Source organism: Chromobacterium aquaticum (assembly GCF_021129195.1).
Lineage (GTDB): Bacteria > Pseudomonadota > Gammaproteobacteria > Burkholderiales > Chromobacteriaceae > Chromobacterium > Chromobacterium aquaticum.
Map to the genome: position 1 here is coordinate 13210 of NZ_JAJOHW010000110.1, position 15866 is coordinate 29075.

Here is a 15866-nt window from a genome sequence, read left to right on the forward strand (position 1 = left end):
GGCTACTCCCTGTCGCCGTCGCGACTGGTCAGTTTCGAAAGCGAGTGGGTGAATTGCAGGATTTTCTGCACCTGCGACCCCATTTTCATCAGGCGCTGCAAAGTCTCCACGTCCATGTGCTGGATATCGGAGAACCAGGTGGTGACCAGCTCGATCAGTTGGTACATCTCCTTCATCCGCGCCTGGGCATGGCGCTCGGCCTCGCTGGCCGGCGCTTCCATGATGGCGCCGCGCAACATGGTCAGCGTCGGCTCCACCTCGCGTTTCTTGCGCTCCTCGGCCAGGGTCTTGAAGATGGCCCACACATCATCGGGCGTGGAGAAGTATTCGCGACGATCGCCAGGGAAATGCTGCAGCCGGACCAGGCGCCAGGACTCCAGCTCCTTCAGCCCCATGCTGACATTGGAGCGCGAAAAGCTCAGGCTCTCGGCGATTTCATCCGCGTTCAGCGGCTTCTCCGATACATATAGCAGCGCATAGATCTGGCCGACAGTGCGATTGATGCCCCAGCGGCTGCCCATTTCACCGAAATGCAGCACGAAGGACTGAACGAGAGGCGGTATATTCATGACATTCTCAATTTTCAGGAATTTCTGAAACTTTGATATAAATCATAAATTCGCAACGAAACCAAGTCAATCACAACCATCGTTGAGCGTGGCGCTTGACAAGACGGCCCTTCATGCAAACCGCATGACCGTGAGCCCGGCCGGCGCGGCTGACGCCGCTGGCGGGCTGCGTTAAAATAGCGCCGACTCTCCAATGCCCCGCCTCGCGCGGGACCAAACATTAATCAGGGATGCCCTGGCGCCCGCGCGGCCTTGATGCGCGGGCAGTTGCCACGGCATCCTGTTGTCTATTGAAAACATAAGAGCCCTTAGCCGATGAGCACGCCACAGCACACCCCGATGATGCAGCAATACCTGGCCATCAAACGAGAACACGCCGACAAGCTGGTGTTCTACCGCATGGGGGACTTCTACGAACTGTTCTATGAGGACGCGGAGAAGGCGGCGCGCTTGCTCGACATCACCCTGACCACCCGCGGCGCCAGCGGCGGCAACCCGATCAAGATGGCCGGCGTGCCCTATCACGCCGCCGAAGGCTATCTGGCGCGCCTGGTCAAGATGGGCGAATCCGTCGCCATCGCCGAACAGATCGGCGATCCGGCGCTGTCCAAGGGCCCGGTGGAACGCAAGGTGGTGCGCATCGTCACCCCCGGCACCCTGACCGACGCCGCGCTGCTGGACGACAAGCGCGACAATCTGGTGATGGCGGTGAACATGGTCAAGGGCGTGCTGGGCCTGGCCTGGCTATCGCTCGCCAGCGGTGAATTCAAAGTGCTGCAGACCCGGGTGGACGACCTGCACAGCGAGCTGGAACGCTTGAAGCCGGCCGAGCTGGTGATCCCGGACGACACCGGCCTCAATGTATTCGAGACCGTGGCCACGCCCAAGAAAAAACTGCCGCCGTGGCAGTTCGACATCGAATCGGCGCAGATGACGCTGACCCGGCACTTCGGCACCCGCGACCTGGCCGGCTTCGGCGCCGACACACTGCCGGTGGCGGTGGGTGCCGCCGGCGCGCTGCTGGAATACGTCAAGACCACCCAGAGCGTGAACCCGGCCCACATCGCCAACCTGGCGGTGGAAGACGCCGGCGAGCTGATCCGCATGGACGGCGCCACCCGCCGCAACCTGGAACTGACCGAAACCATACGCGGCGAACCGTCGCCGACCCTGGCCTCGCTGCTGGACGGCTGCGCCACCAGCATGGGCAGCCGCCTGCTGCGCCATTGGTTGCATCACCCCATCCGCAGCCACGGCAAGCTGGCGCGCCGGCTGGAAGCGGTGCGCGCCCTGCTGCCGGCCTATGACGACGCCCACGCCCAACTGAGCGAAGTGGCGGACATCGAACGCATCACCGCTCGCATCGCGCTGCGCAGCGCCCGCCCGCGCGACCTGGCCGCGCTGCGCGATTCGCTGAAGGCACTGACCGGCGTCAAGCGGCTGGCCGCCAGCCTGGACGCCGAACTGCTGGGCGAACTGGCGCGCCTGCTGCCGGACGATTCCCCGGTGGAAACCATGCTCAGCCAGGCCATCCTGCCCGAGCCCTCCACCTTCCTGCGCGATGGCGGCGTGATCAACCACGGCCTCAACGCCACGCTGGACGAGTTGCGCGCGATCCAGACCGACTGCGGCGCCTTCCTGCTGGCGCTGGAAGCGCGCGAAAAGGAACGCACCGGCATCCCGACGCTGAAAGTGGAATTCAACCGCGTGCACGGCTTCTACATCGAAGTCACCAAGGCCCAAGGCGACAAGGTGCCGGACGACTACCGCCGCCGCCAGACCTTGAAAAACGCAGAGCGCTACATCACGCCGGAACTGAAGGAATTCGAGGACAAGGCGCTGTCGGCGCAGGATCGCGCGCTGGCGCTGGAAAAGCAGCTGTACGAAGACCTGCTGGACCAGTTGGCGCCGCACATCCCGGACCTGAAGCTGATCGCCCAGGCGGTGGCCGGGCTGGATGTGTTGTCCTCCTTCGCCGAGCGCGCCAGTGTCAACAACTACGTGGAGCCGGAGTTCGTCGCCGACACCCGGCTGGAAATCATCGAAGGCCGCCACCCGGTGGTGGAGGCCGAGGTGGAACGCTTCATCGCCAACGACACCAAGCTGTCCGACGCGCGCAAGCTGCTGCTGATCACCGGCCCGAACATGGGCGGTAAATCCACCTATATGCGCCAGAACGCCTTGATCACGCTGATGGCCCACATCGGCAGCTTCGTGCCGGCCCAACGCGCGGTGATCGGCCAGATCGACCGCATCTTCACCCGCATCGGCGCTTCCGACGACCTGGCCGGCGGCCGTTCCACCTTCATGGTGGAAATGACCGAAACCGCCAACATCCTCAACAACGCCACCGAGCAATCGCTGGTGCTGATGGACGAAGTGGGCCGCGGCACCTCCACCTTCGACGGCCTGGCGTTGGCCTGGGCCATCGCCAAGGCGCTGATAGAAAAAAGCCGCGCCTACACGCTGTTCGCCACTCATTACTTCGAGTTGACCAGCCTGGCCGGCGATTACCCCAGCGTCGCCAACGTCCACCTCAGCGCGGTGGAGCACAAGGACCGCATCGTGTTCCTGCATCATGTGGAAGAAGGCCCGGCCAGCCAGAGCTACGGCCTGGCGGTGGCGCAACTGGCCGGCGTGCCCGGCAAAGTGATCCGTGAAGCGCGCCGCTATTTGACCGAACTGGAGAACCACTCCGCCAGCCGCGTGCAGCCGGATCTATTTGTCAGTTTACCCGCGACGGCAACTGTGGAACCTGAACCGAATCCGGCGGTCGAACGCCTTCTGGAGGTCGATCTAGACGATCTCTCGCCACGGGAAGCTCAGGCTTTACTCTATGAATTAAAGAAACTGGCCAATTGACCAGGCCAGACCCGGGGACGTTTCCTATATTACTAGAAGGTAACATCCGAGACAGGAGCAACAACAATGTCGCTTGAAAACACTGCCACCGCCCCGGGCCTGGTCCAGCTGTTCAGTCAGGTTACGGACGATGGAAGCATTGCCCTTTCCTCCATCCGTGAGCGGGCCAACCTTGAATTGTCCAGCTTCGCCGCCATGGCGAGCCAACAATTGCAGCAGCTGGACATCAGCATGCCGCCAGCGATCAGCCTGATCAGCACGCCGGCCTGCCAGCTGGCCTTGGAAAACAACCACCCGCATGCCGAGGAAATCCGGACCTGGTTGCAGGGCAATGACAATATCACCCGTAAATTCAAGGAAGTGGAAGTGCTGTACGAGATCGTGCGCGCCGCGGAAAGCATAGGCGAGACCTTCCCGGAAAGCTCGACCTTCCACATTGGCTTAACCAGCGCCGGGCCCATCGCCTACTTCGAGGACAGCCACCGCGCCTAGACGCCGCGCCCGCGCGCATTCAACACCCAGACGGGGAAGCAAACGCTTCCCCGTTTTTCTTGCGTCAATCCCGCTGCGGGCAAAGCGCCCGCTCCCGCCGATAAAAACGCGGATAGGCGTTGATGAAGCGCATCTCCTCCGGGTAGGGATAGAAATCCTCGATGTGGCCAGCGCCGATGCGGCGCTGGCGCTGCTGCCAGAACGCCGGGCTCAGCAAATCCTGATGGTGGCGCAGAAACGTCTGCCTGACCTCGGCGTCACCCAACAGGAAGGCGCCGAACTCTTCCGGAAACACATCATTGCGCGCCACCGGATACCAGACCTCGCCCGACATCTCCATTTCCGGATACGGCGCCTCCGGAATCCGGCGGAAGCGGCAATCGCTCAGGTATTCGATCTCGTCGTAATCGTAGAAGATGACCCGGCCGTAGCGCGTCACCCCGAAGTTCTTGAACAGCATGTCGCCGGGAAAGATATTCGCCGCCGCCAGTTCCTTGATCGCCAGTCCGTAGTCGCGCACCACCCGCGCCTTTTCCGCCGGCTCGGCGCTCATCAGGTAGAGATTCAACGGTTTCAAGCGCCGCTCGATATACAGATGCTTGATCACCAATTGCTCCGCCCCCTCCTCCAGCAGCGACGGCGCCTGCGCGCGCAGCTCCCGCAGCAGCTCCTCGGTGAAGCGCGCCTTGGGAAACGCCACATTGGAAAATTCCAGCGTGTCCGCCAGCCGCCCCACCCTATCATGACGCTTCACCAACTGATACTTGGCCTTCACCGTCGCGCGGTCCGCCTCCTTGGCGCCACCGAACTCATCCTTGATCAGCTTGAACACATAGGGATAGGACGGCAGCGTGAACACCAGCATCACCAGGCCGCGGATGCCGGGCGCGATGACGAAACTGTCGTTGGAATGCTGCAGATGCTGGATGAAGTCGCGATAAAAGGTGTTCTTGCCCTGCTTCTGCAAACCCAGCATGGTGTAGAGCTCGGCCTTGCTCTTGCCCGGCAGCATGCCGCGCAGGAATTGCACATAGCCGGACGGCACTTCCATGTCCACCAGGAAATAAGCGCGGCTGAAGGAAAACAGCATGCCTATGCGCCATGGCTCCAGCAGCAAGGTGTCCAGACACAAGCCACCCAGCGCGTCGTGCAGCACCGGGACCGCGAATGGGTACTGCGCGCCGCCATTGATCACCTTGCCCAGCACATAGGCGGACTTATTGCGGTAGAACGGCGACGACAGCACCTGAACCTGGTAATTGGCCTCCTGCCGCGGCCAGCGGCCCTCCAGAAACGCCAGCGCCTGACGCAGCGACAATGCGATATCACGGCGCAGCCGGGTGAAGGCTCGCTGCCAGCCGAAGTCCTCGACCATGCGCCGCAGCACCGCCCGCAGGCCGTCGCGCGCCGGATAATAGCTTCGATAGGACGGCGGATCCGACTCTATGTACTCGGTGGAAATCGCCGGGCGGATGAAGATGAAATCGTTGTTGAAATAATCGCGGTGCAGGATGCGGGTGAACACCGAGTTGAAAAAGGTTTCCGCGCACTCCGGCTGCTTGTGCCTGACCAGCAGGCCGATGAAGTAGAGCTTGGCTTGCTGCCAGATCTCGTCGTCCAGCAGCTCGGCGTGAAACTCGCCATGCAGCCGCGCCACCGTTTCCGCCACCCGCTGGTCGTAGAACTGGATACGGTCGCGCACCGCCTGCTGCACGCCCTGCCAGTCGCCGGCCTCGAACAAGGCCTTGGCGCCGCGGTTGCAGTCGCGAAAGCGCCGGTAATGCTTGTCGAAACCATCCACCAGCGCCTGCGCGATATCGCGCGCCACCGGATTGTAGGACTCGGGGATCTGCATGCGCCCGCCTCGTCGATGTGGAACCGCCGCGTCGCGGCCCGGCGCCGGTTCAAGGCTTGCGCGGGCCTCCGCGCCGGAAGCCGCCGCCGCGCGGCTGCGCGCCCGGCTTGGCGATGCGCTGAGCATGGGGCAGCCGCGGCAAATCCGCAAGATCCACCTCCAGCTCGCGCATGTCTCCCGGCTGCAAACCGTCCAGCGCCCACGGGCCTATCGCCGCCCGCACCAAGCGCAAGGTCGGCAGGCCCACCTTGGCGGTCATGCGCCGCACCTGGCGGTTCTTGCCCTCGCTGATGACGATCTCCAGCCAGCCATCCGGCACCGTCTTGCGAAAACGCACCGGCGGCTTGCGTTCCCACAGATCGGGGGCGTCGATGCGCCGCACCTGCGCCGGCTGAGTGGTGAAATCGCCCAGATCCACGCCACGGCGCAGTTGCTCCAGCTGTTCCTCGCGGATCTGGCCCTCCACCTGCACCCAATAGGTCTTGGGCAGTTTCCAGCGCGGATTGGCGATGCGGTGCTGCAGCTCACCGTCTCCGGTCAGCAGCAGCAGCCCTTCGCTGTCGGTGTCCAGCCGCCCCGCCGGATACACGCCGGGCAAGGGCACGCAGGACTTGAGCGTTGGATGCGAGGGGTGCTCGGAAAACTGACAGATGACACCGTAGGGCTTGTTGAGCAGAATGAGTCGGGACATGGCGGAAACAGCGACAATGAATGAATGAATGAGCCGAATGATAGCAAGAGCCGGCCGCAAAGTAGCCACAGATTGCCGACGCATGGGCGCTCTCGCTGTTTATAATTCACATTCGAACAGACCCCAAGCAGTTATAACGCATAAAAGTTCACATGCGCTGCGAGCCAAGCGCCCGCACAGAGGTATAATTCGCTTTTGAAAATTGCCCGAGAGTCGCCGGATCGCGCTCAGGCCGCGTCGCCTGGACCCCGCGCCCGCCTTTCCAAGCTCTTTCAATGCGCCGGCAGCGCCTCGCGCAACCGTTCTGTCGTCACAAGATAACTATGGAGATAGAGTAATGCCTTCGGAACAGCCCAGCATCATTTACACCCTGACCGACGAAGCGCCGGCGCTGGCTACCAGCGCCTTCCTGCCTGTCGTCCAGGCCTTCGCCGGCTCCGCCGGCATCAAGGTCGCCACCGCGGACATTTCGTTGGCGGCCCGCGTCCTGGCCGAGTTTCCCGACTATCTGGCTGACGAACAGAAAGTGCCGAATACCCTGGCGGAGCTGGGCAAGCTGACCCAGCACCCCGACACCAACATCATCAAGCTGCCCAATATCAGCGCCTCGGTGGCCCAGCTGATCGCCTGCGTCAAGGAACTGCAGGCCAAGGGCTATGCGCTGCCGGACTATCCGGAAAACCCGGCCTCCGACGCCGACAAGGCAATCAAGGACCGCTACGCCCGCTGCCTGGGCTCGGCGGTGAACCCGGTGCTGCGCGAGGGCAACTCCGACCGCCGCGCGCCGCTGGCGGTGAAGAACTACGCCAAGAAGCACCCGCATTCGATGGGCGAATGGAAGCAATGGTCGCAAACCCATGTTTCCCACATGCACCATGGCGACTTCTACCACGGCGAAAAGTCGATCACGCTGGACAAGGCCCGCGACGTGAAGATGGAGCTGACCACCAAGAGCGGCCAGACCATCGTGCTCAAGCCCAAGGTCGCGCTGCAGGCCGGCGAGATCATCGACTCCATGTTCATGAGCAAGAAAGCGCTGTGCGAATTCTACGAGCGCGAGATGGAAGACTGCCGCGAAGCAGGCATCCTGTTCTCCTTGCACGTGAAAGCCACCATGATGAAGGTGTCCCACCCCATCGTGTTCGGCCACTGCGTCAAGATCTACTACAAGGAAGCGTTCGAGAAGCACGGCAAGCTGTTCGAGGAACTGGGCGTCAACGTCAACAACGGCATGGCCACCCTGTACGAGAAGATCGAGACCCTGCCGGCATCCAAGCGCGAAGAGATCATCCGCGATCTGCACGCCTGCCAGGAGCATCGCCCGCGTCTGGCGATGGTGGATTCGGCCAAGGGCATCACCAACTTCCACTCGCCCAATGACGTGATCGTCGATGCCTCGATGCCGGCGATGATACGCGCCGGCGGCAAGATGTGGGGCGCCGACGGCAAGCCTTACGACGCCAAGGCCGTGATGCCGGAATCCACTTTCGCCCGCATTTACCAGGAGATGATCAACTTCTGCAAATGGCACGGCAATTTTGATCCCAAGACCATGGGCACCGTGCCCAACGTCGGCCTGATGGCGCAGAAGGCAGAGGAATACGGTTCCCACGACAAGACCTATGAAATCCAGGAAGATGGCGTCGCCAACATCGTCGACCTCGCCAGCGGCGAAGTGCTGCTGACGCAGAACGTCGAGCAAGGCGATATCTGGCGCATGTGCCAGGTGAAGGACGCGCCTATCCGCGACTGGGTCAAGCTGGCCGTTACCCGCGCCCGCAACTCCGGCATGCCGGCGGTGTTCTGGCTGGACCCGTACCGCCCGCACGAGAACGAGCTGATCAAGAAGGTGCACGCCTACCTGAAGGATCACGACACCAGCGGCCTGGAAATCCACATCATGTCCCAGGTGCGCGCGATGCGTTACACCCTGGAACGCGTGGCGCGCGGCCTGGACACCATCTCGGTGACCGGCAACATCCTGCGCGACTACCTGACCGACCTGTTCCCCATCATGGAACTGGGCACCTCGGCCAAGATGCTGTCCATCGTGCCGCTGATGGCCGGCGGCGGCATGTACGAAACCGGCGCAGGCGGCTCCGCGCCCAAGCACGTGCAGCAGTTGCTGGAAGAAAACCACCTGCGCTGGGATTCGCTGGGCGAGTTCCTGGCGCTGGCGGTGTCGCTGGAAGAACTGGGCATCAAGACCGGCAATGAGCAGGCCAAGGTGCTGGCCAAGACGCTGGATCTCGCCACCGGCAAGCTGCTGGACGAGAACAAATCCCCGTCGCGCCGCACCGGCGAGCTGGACAACCGCGGCAGCCAGTTCTACCTGACCCTGTTCTGGGCGCAGGCGCTGGCGGCCCAGTCCGAGGACAAGGCACTGCAAGCCCGTTTCGCCCCACTCGCCAAGAGCCTGGCCGACAGCGAGCAGCGGATCCTGACCGAACTCAAGGCCGTGCAAGGCAAGCCGGCCGACATCGGCGGCTACTACCATCCCGATGCCGCCAAGTGCGGCGCGGTGATGCGTCCTAGCGCCAGCTTCAACGCCGCGCTGGCCGCCGTGCTCGGCTAAGCCTCCGCTCCCGGCGGGAACTTCCCGCCCAACAAAACGCCAAGACATCTGTCCTGGCGTTTTTTTTTGCGCCGCTTTAGAACGTGTTTACGATCTCGCGAGCTAAGGCGAGACAAGGCGTTGCGGCTGAGAAAGCGGAATGTACGAGTGGCACATCAGCATTTCGAACCGTACTCACCGCGTAACGCTCCATTACGCGCAGCAGACTTTGAACCGGTTCTTACGGGATAGGCATGAAGATGGCCCCGGCTTTCATGGCATGATCACCGCCAAGCGACCCGCGCGCCCGTCTCGCCGTTCAGCGCCCCATTACAGGAGAACAAGCATGAGCAGCAGCCATATCAAGGTTCCGGCCGCCGGCCGGAAAATCATCCCCGGCCAACCGGTGCCGGAGCAGCCCATCATTCCCTTCATCGAGGGCGACGGCATAGGCGTGGACATCACTCCGGTGATGATCAAGGTGATAGACGCCGCGGTGGCCAAGGCCTATGCCGGCGCGAAGAAAATCCACTGGATGGAAGTGTACGCCGGCGAAAAATCCACCCGCCTCTACGGGCCGGACGAATGGCTGCCCCAGGAGACCCTGGCCGCGCTGAAAACCTACTCGGTATCGATCAAGGGCCCGATGACCACCCCGGTGGGCGGCGGCATCCGTTCGCTGAACGTGGCGCTGCGCCAGGAGCTGGACCTCTATCAATGCGTGCGGCCGGTGCGCTATTTCAAGGGCGTGCCCTCGCCGCTGAAGCAGCCGGAACTGACCGATATGGTGATCTTCCGCGAGAACACCGAGGACATCTACGCCGGCATCGAATGGCAGGCCGGCTCCGACGCCGCCAAGAAGGTGATCGCCTTCCTGCGGGATGAGATGGGCGTGAAGAAAATCCGCTTTCCGGACAGCTCGGGCATAGGCATCAAGCCGGTGTCCAAGGACGGAACCGAACGCTTGGTGCGCGCCGCCATCCAGTACGCGATAGACAATGAGCGCAAGAGCGTGACCATCGTGCACAAGGGCAACATCATGAAGTACACCGAGGGCGGCTTCCGCGACTGGGCCTATGCCTTGGCCAAGGAGGAGCTCGGCGCGACGCCGATCGACGGCGGCCCGTGGTGCGCGTTCAAGAGCCCCAAGACCGGCCGCGACATCGTGGTCAAGGACGCCATCGCCGACGCCTTCCTGCAGCAGATCCTGCTGCGTCCGGCGGAATACGATGTAGTGGCTACGCTGAACCTGAACGGCGACTATATTTCCGACGCTCTGGCCGCCCAGGTCGGCGGCATCGGCATCGCGCCGGGCGCCAATATTTCGGACCAATACGCGGTGTTCGAGGCCACCCACGGCACCGCGCCCAAATACGCCGGCCAGGACAAGGTCAACCCGGGCTCGCTGATTCTGTCCGCCGAGATGATGTTGCGCCACCTGGGCTGGAAAGAGGCCGCCGATCTGGTGATCAAGGCGATGGAAGCCGCCATCGCCGACAAGCAGGTGACTTATGACTTCGCCCGCTTGATGGACGGCGCCAGCGAGATCAGCTGTTCCGCCTTCGGCGACGCGATGATAGCGCGCATGTAGCCAAGCCCAAATGCAAAGCCCGCGTCGCCGCGGGCTTTTTGCTTTGCCGATCCGGCTCAGCGCCTCAGATAATCGACGAAGGCGTAAGCCAGGCCGGTGGTGCTGATGTGCGCTTCGCGGCTGTCCTCGCGCCAGAGCTCGGCGGACACCTCGGGGAAATGCGCATCGCCCGGATACTCGCCGGCGATCTCGGTCAGGCGCAGGCAATCGGCGCTGGCGATCGCCTGGCGGTACAGCTCGGCGCCGCCGATCAGGCACACCTCCTCCACCGCGCCGGCCAGCGCCAGCGCCTGCTCCAACGAATGCGCGGCCTCGGCGCCGTCGGCGCGCCAATCCGCCTGGCGCGTCACCACTATGTTGCGGCGGCCCGGCAAGGGCCGGCCTATCGAGTCCCAGGTCTTGCGGCCCATGATCACCGGCTTGCCCAGCGTCACCGCCTTGAAGTGCTTGAGATCCTCCGGCAAATGCCAGGGCAGGCGGTTGTCTATTCCTATCACCCGCTGGGCCGCCATCGCCGCCACCAGAGTCAAGCGCGGCTTCCCGGCCGCCGTCATACCGCCACCGCCGCTTTGATGTGCGGATGCGGATCATAGCCTTCCAGTTCGAAATCCTCGAACTTGAAGCCGAAGATGTCCTTGACCTGCGGATTAATCCTCATCGTCGGCAATGGACGCGGCTCGCGCGACAGCTGCAGCTCGGCCTGCTCCAGGTGGTTGCTGTACAGATGCGCGTCGCCCAGCGTGTGCACGAAATCGCCCGCTTGCAACCCGCACACCTGGGCCACCATCATGGTCAGCAAGGCGTAGCTGGCAATATTGAACGGCACGCCCAGGAAGATATCGGCGGAACGCTGATAGAGCTGGCAGGACAGCTTGCCGTCGGCCACGTAGAACTGGAACAGGCTGTGGCAGGGCGGCAGCGCCATCTCGTCCACCAGCGCCGGGTTCCAGGCCGATACGATCAGGCGGCGCGAATCCGGATTGTTCTTGATCATCGCCACCACATTGGCGATCTGATCGATATGACGGCCGTCCGGTGCCGGCCAGCTGCGCCATTGATAACCGTAGACCGGTCCCAGATCGCCGTTTTCGTCGGCCCAGTCGTCCCAGATCGACACGCCGTTTTCCTTCAGGTAGCGGATATTGGTGTCGCCGGACAGGAACCACAGCAATTCATGGATGATGGAACGCAGGTGGCATTTCTTGGTGGTCACCAGCGGAAAACCCTGTTGCAGGTCGAAACGCATCTGGTGGCCGAATACCGAACGGGTGCCGGTGCCGGTGCGGTCGGACTTATCGTGGCCATGTTCCAGCACATGGCGCATCAGCTCGAGATACTGTCGCATAGTGTTCATTCCATCCTTGATGCCGGCCATTGTACCCGACTTGACCCCGCCCCGGAAAAGCTGGCCCGGCACCGCCGCTTCGGCTACCATTCTTTTTAAAATCAAGACAGAAGCATGAAACACCGGACATGGCTGAAGATTCCGACCTCGAACGCACCGAACCCGCCACCGCGAAACGACTGGGGCTCGCCCGCGAAGACGGCAATATCCCGCGCTCGCGCGAGTTGACCACCTTCGCCATCACCATGGCCGGCGTGGCGCTGCTGATGGCCCAGGGCGGCCACATCGCCACCAATCTGGCGCAGACCATGCGCGTGCTGCTCACTTTCGACCAGACCACGGTGCGCGACGCCGAGCCGGCGCTGATCCGCTTCAAGGAAACCATTTTCAACGCCTTGTGGAGCCTGGCGCCGCTATTGGCCGGCCTGGCGCTGGTGGCGCTGTTCGTACCCATGCTGGTGGGCGGCTGGAACCTCACCTTCAAGGCGATAGAGCCCAAGTTCAGCAAGCTCAATCCCCTTCCCGGCGTCAAGCGCATGTTCTCGGTCAACGCCGCCACCGAGGCCTTGAAGGCCATTCTCAAAAGCGTGCTGATCGGCGGCATCGCCACCTGGTTCATCTGGCGCGAGCGCGCGGAAATCATCGGCCTGATCTCGATGCCGCTGCCCGTCGGCATCGCCAAGATGACCGATATGATCATCTCCACCTTCTTCGTGGTGACCTCGGCGATGATTCTGCTGGTGGCGATAGACGTGCCCTTCCAGCTGTGGAGCTATCACAAGAAGCTGCGCATGACCAAGGAAGAGATCAAGCAGGAATACAAGGAAGCCGAGGGCTCGCCCGAGGTCAAGGGCCGCATCCGCCAGATGCAGCGCGAAGCCGCGCGCAAGCGCATGATGCAGGAGATTCCCAGCGCCAACGTCATCGTCACCAACCCGACTCACTACGCGGTGGCGATCAAGTACCAGGACGGCATGCGCGCGCCACAGGTGGTGGCCAAGGGCTCGCTGAAGCTGGCGGAAAAGATCATCGACACCGGCAAGGAACACCGCGTCATCGTGATGCGCTCGCCCAGCTTCGCCCGCGCGCTGTACTTCCACGCCGAACTCGGCGACGATATCCCGGCCAAGCTCTACTCCGCCGCCGCCCAAGTGCTGGCCTATGTGTTCCAACTCAAGACCTATCAGGAGAACGGTGGCCTGGCGCCGGTGTTCCCGGACCAGCTGGAGGTGCCAGCCGAGCTTGACCCGCAAAGCAAACGCCAGCAAGATGCGACGCCACCATAATGACAAGGCCGATGCACGCACTCGGCCGGCTTGAGCCATAAACCCAGCATGGACTCCATACTCGAACTACTGAAGCGCTTCAAAGTCACCCAGCTGGCCGGCCCCATCCTCATCATCCTGATCCTGGCGATGATGGTGTTGCCGTTGCCGCCGGTGCTGCTGGACATCTTCTTCACCTTCAACATCGCGGTCTCGGTGATCGTGCTGCTGGTGGGGATCAATGTGCGCAAGCCGCTGGACTTTTCCGCCTTCCCCACCGTGCTGCTGGTGACCACCCTGCTGCGGCTGTCGCTGAACGTCGCCTCCAGCCGGGTGATCCTGCTGGAGGGCCACTCCGGCCCGGACGCCGCCGGCAAGGTGATCGAATCCTTCGCCCACTTCCTGATCGGCGACAACGTCGCCATCGGCATCGTGGTATTCGTCATCATCACCATCATCAACTTCGTGGTGATCACCAAGGGCGCCGGCCGCATCGCCGAAGTGAGCGCCCGCTTCACGCTGGACGCGATGCCCGGCAAACAGATGGCGATCGACGCCGACCTCAACGCCGGCCTGATCGGCGAGGACGAAGCGCGCCTGCGCCGCTCCACCATCGCCGAGGAAGCCAACTTCTTCGGCGCGATGGACGGTGCCTCCAAGTTCGTGCGCGGCGACGCCATGGCCGGCATCCTGATCATCGTGATCAACATCGTCGGCGGCCTGATCGTCGGCATGGTGCAGCACGATCTGGACGCCGGCGTAGCCGCCAAGACCTACACCCTGCTGACCATAGGCGACGGCTTGGTGGCTCAGATCCCGGCGCTGATCATCTCCACCGCCGCCGGCATCGTGGTGTCGCGCGTGGGCACCGACAAGGACATGTCCGAGCAATTCCTCGGCCAGATGTTCACCAAGCCGCAAGTGCTATACATCACCGCCGCGGTGATAGGCATGGTCGGCCTGATCCCCAATATGCCGCACTTCTCCTTCCTGCTGATCGCCGGCAGCCTGGGCCTGCTCGGCCGCATCATGGAGAAACGCCAGAAGGCCGAGGCGGAACAGGTGGAACAGCAACAACAGGCTGCGCCGCCGCCGGAGCACGCGACCGCCGAAGTCAGCTGGAACGATGTGCAGCACGTGGACCAATTGGGCATGGAAGTGGGTTACCGCCTGATCCCGCTGGTGGACCGCAGCCAGGACGGCGAACTGCTGCGCCGCATCCGCGGCATCCGCAAGAAAATCGCCCAGGAATTGGGCTTCCTGGTGCCGCCGGTCCATATCCGCGACAACCTGGAAATCAAGCCCAATGCCTACCGCATCCTGCTCAAGGGCGTGGAGCTGGGCACCGGCGAGGCCTTCATCGGCCAATACCTGGCCATCAACCCGGGGCGGGTCAATGGCGAACTGGCCGGCACCCCCACCACCGACCCGGCCTTCGGCCTGCCGGCGATCTGGATAGACGCCGGCAAGCGCGAGGAAGCGCAGAGCCTGGGCTATACCGTGGTCGACTCCAGCACCGTGGTGGCCACCCATATTTCCAATCTGCTGCAAACCCACGCGGCGGAACTGCTGGGCCGCGAGGAAGTGCAGGCGCTGATCGATCACCAGGCCAAGGAATCGCCGAAGCTGATCGAAGACCTGGTGCCCAAGGTGGTGCCGATAGGCACGCTGCAAAAAGTGCTGCAGCAATTGCTGACCGAAGGCATCCACATCCGCGATTTCCGCACCATACTGGAAACGCTGGCCGATCACGTCGCCACCACCCAGGACATAGACGAGCTGACCAATATCGTGCGCACCGCGCTGTCCCGCGTCATCGTCCAGCAATTATTCCCCGGCGAGCAAGAATTACCCTTGATGACCCTGGAGCCAACATTGGAAAATGTGCTGATGCAGGCGGTGCAATCCAAGACCGGCGGCGGCCTGGAACCGGGCCTGGCGGAAAATCTGCTGGCCAGCGCCGCCCAGGAAACCGAACAAGTGGAAATTCAAGGGTACAATCCGGTACTCTTGACCGCGCCGGGATTGCGGCCATTGCTGGCGCGCTTCCTGCGCCGGGCACTGCCGCAGCTGCGTGTTATTTCTCATAATGAGATACCGGACAATAAATCAATTCGTATAATTGCTGTAATTGGGGGAAGCAAGGGCTAATCGAACATGGTGGTGAAAAAGTTTTTCGGCAAAACCACGCGTGACGCGCTCAGACAAGTTCGAGAAGAACTGGGCGCGGACGCCCTGATTTTGTCCAACCGCCCCACCATGGGCGGCGGGGTGGAAATCATGGCGGTGGCCGACGCCGACGTCGCCAACCTCGCCACCAATCTCGCCACCTCCTCCAGCAAGCATCCGCCGCGCAACGCGCCGCCGGTGGTGAACCGCGCGCCGTCGCCGCTGCCCACGCCAACCGGCGCCGCCGTCAACCGCGCGATCGCCCGCACCTACGCGATGCCGGTGGAACCGCTGGACAGCCCGCCGCCGCCGCGCATCGAACCCCAGGCGCCGCCGCCGCGCCAGCGCATCGAGCCGGCCTTCGCGCCGGAACCCCAGCCCATCCCTCGCGCGGCGCCTCAGCCCTACGCCCAGCCCGCGCCTCAGCCAGCCGCGCCGCGTGCCGCGGCCCGACCCGCGCCGGCCCCGGCACC

11 protein-coding genes and 1 pseudogene are annotated in these 15866 nt (G+C 63.0%); 7 read left to right on the plus strand and 5 right to left on the minus strand.

Annotated elements, in window-relative coordinates; genetic code table 11:
- Positions 1-2: 2 nt before the first annotated feature.
- Positions 3-569, minus strand: a complete 567-nt coding sequence (locus tag LQT98_RS17230; RefSeq protein WP_048411774.1) for a GbsR/MarR family transcriptional regulator — start codon at positions 567-569, stop codon at positions 3-5.
- 315 nt (positions 570-884) lie between these two features.
- Here LQT98_RS17230 and mutS point away from each other — a divergent pair, with 315 nt between their 5' ends.
- Together mutS and LQT98_RS17240 are read left to right on the plus strand one after the other, a co-directional pair.
- A complete protein-coding gene (mutS, locus tag LQT98_RS17235) occupies positions 885-3431 on the plus strand; it encodes a DNA mismatch repair protein MutS (protein ID WP_231463822.1) in 2547 nt (848 codons plus the stop codon).
- Positions 3432-3497: 66 nt separating this feature from the next.
- Positions 3498-3923 carry a hypothetical protein gene (locus LQT98_RS17240; protein WP_048411772.1) on the plus strand — a complete coding sequence of 142 codons (426 nt, stop codon included), beginning with the start codon at positions 3498-3500 and terminating at the stop codon, positions 3921-3923.
- Between the two features lie 64 nt (positions 3924-3987).
- On the opposite strand, the gene aceK is transcribed toward LQT98_RS17240, so the two are convergent.
- Positions 3988-5778, minus strand: coding sequence for a bifunctional isocitrate dehydrogenase kinase/phosphatase (aceK, locus tag LQT98_RS17245; protein WP_231463824.1), 1791 nt, complete (start codon positions 5776-5778; stop codon positions 3988-3990).
- A gap of 49 nt (positions 5779-5827) precedes the next feature.
- Positions 5828-6469 carry a pseudouridine synthase gene (locus tag LQT98_RS17250; RefSeq protein ID WP_048411770.1) on the minus strand — a complete coding sequence of 214 codons (642 nt, stop codon included), beginning with the start codon at positions 6467-6469 and terminating at the stop codon, positions 5828-5830.
- 337 nt (positions 6470-6806) lie between these two features.
- On the opposite strand from LQT98_RS17250, the gene LQT98_RS17255 reads away from it, so the two are divergent.
- Positions 6807-9044: an NADP-dependent isocitrate dehydrogenase gene (locus LQT98_RS17255; RefSeq protein WP_231463826.1), complete on the plus strand. Its 2238-nt coding sequence runs from the start codon at positions 6807-6809 to the stop codon at positions 9042-9044.
- 325 nt (positions 9045-9369) lie between these two features.
- Positions 9370-10614: an NADP-dependent isocitrate dehydrogenase gene (icd, locus tag LQT98_RS17260; RefSeq protein ID WP_231463828.1), complete on the plus strand. Its 1245-nt coding sequence runs from the start codon at positions 9370-9372 to the stop codon at positions 10612-10614.
- 56 nt (positions 10615-10670) lie between these two features.
- Here the strand turns inward: icd and LQT98_RS17265 are convergent, their stop codons facing one another.
- Both LQT98_RS17265 and LQT98_RS17270 read right to left on the minus strand, forming a co-directional pair.
- Complete coding sequence (locus tag LQT98_RS17265) at positions 10671-11168, minus strand: dihydrofolate reductase (RefSeq protein WP_231463830.1); 498 nt, start codon at positions 11166-11168, stop codon at positions 10671-10673.
- A complete protein-coding gene (locus tag LQT98_RS17270) occupies positions 11165-11959 on the minus strand; it encodes a thymidylate synthase (RefSeq protein WP_231463832.1) in 795 nt (264 codons plus the stop codon). The genes LQT98_RS17265 and LQT98_RS17270 overlap by 4 nt, the downstream gene beginning before the upstream one ends.
- A gap of 128 nt (positions 11960-12087) precedes the next feature.
- Here LQT98_RS17270 and flhB point away from each other — a divergent pair, with 128 nt between their 5' ends.
- The 3 genes and pseudogenes from flhB to LQT98_RS17285 form a co-directional block, all read left to right on the plus strand.
- Positions 12088-13245 (plus strand): flagellar biosynthesis protein FlhB, encoded by a 1158-nt coding sequence (gene flhB / locus LQT98_RS17275; protein ID WP_048411766.1) that lies wholly within the window; start codon positions 12088-12090, stop codon positions 13243-13245.
- A 48-nt stretch (positions 13246-13293) separates the two neighbouring features.
- Complete coding sequence (flhA, locus tag LQT98_RS17280) at positions 13294-15375, plus strand: flagellar biosynthesis protein FlhA (protein WP_231463834.1); 2082 nt, start codon at positions 13294-13296, stop codon at positions 15373-15375.
- A gap of 6 nt (positions 15376-15381) precedes the next feature.
- Positions 15382-15866: pseudogene (locus LQT98_RS17285) on the plus strand (flagellar biosynthesis protein FlhF); the annotation flags it as partial.

Coding starts and splice junctions, on each gene's coding strand:
- LQT98_RS17230 (WP_048411774.1), bottom strand. CDS start 569: ATGAATATACCGCCTCTCGTTCAGTCCTTCGTGCTGCATTTCGGTGAA.
- mutS (WP_231463822.1), top strand. CDS start 885: ATGAGCACGCCACAGCACACCCCGATGATGCAGCAATACCTGGCCATC.
- LQT98_RS17240 (WP_048411772.1), top strand. CDS start 3,498: ATGTCGCTTGAAAACACTGCCACCGCCCCGGGCCTGGTCCAGCTGTTC.
- aceK (WP_231463824.1), bottom strand. CDS start 5,778: ATGCAGATCCCCGAGTCCTACAATCCGGTGGCGCGCGATATCGCGCAG.
- LQT98_RS17250 (WP_048411770.1), bottom strand. CDS start 6,469: ATGTCCCGACTCATTCTGCTCAACAAGCCCTACGGTGTCATCTGTCAG.
- LQT98_RS17255 (WP_231463826.1), top strand. CDS start 6,807: ATGCCTTCGGAACAGCCCAGCATCATTTACACCCTGACCGACGAAGCG.
- icd (WP_231463828.1), top strand. CDS start 9,370: ATGAGCAGCAGCCATATCAAGGTTCCGGCCGCCGGCCGGAAAATCATC.
- LQT98_RS17265 (WP_231463830.1), bottom strand. CDS start 11,168: ATGACGGCGGCCGGGAAGCCGCGCTTGACTCTGGTGGCGGCGATGGCG.
- LQT98_RS17270 (WP_231463832.1), bottom strand. CDS start 11,959: ATGCGACAGTATCTCGAGCTGATGCGCCATGTGCTGGAACATGGCCAC.
- flhB (WP_048411766.1), top strand. CDS start 12,088: ATGGCTGAAGATTCCGACCTCGAACGCACCGAACCCGCCACCGCGAAA.
- flhA (WP_231463834.1), top strand. CDS start 13,294: ATGGACTCCATACTCGAACTACTGAAGCGCTTCAAAGTCACCCAGCTG.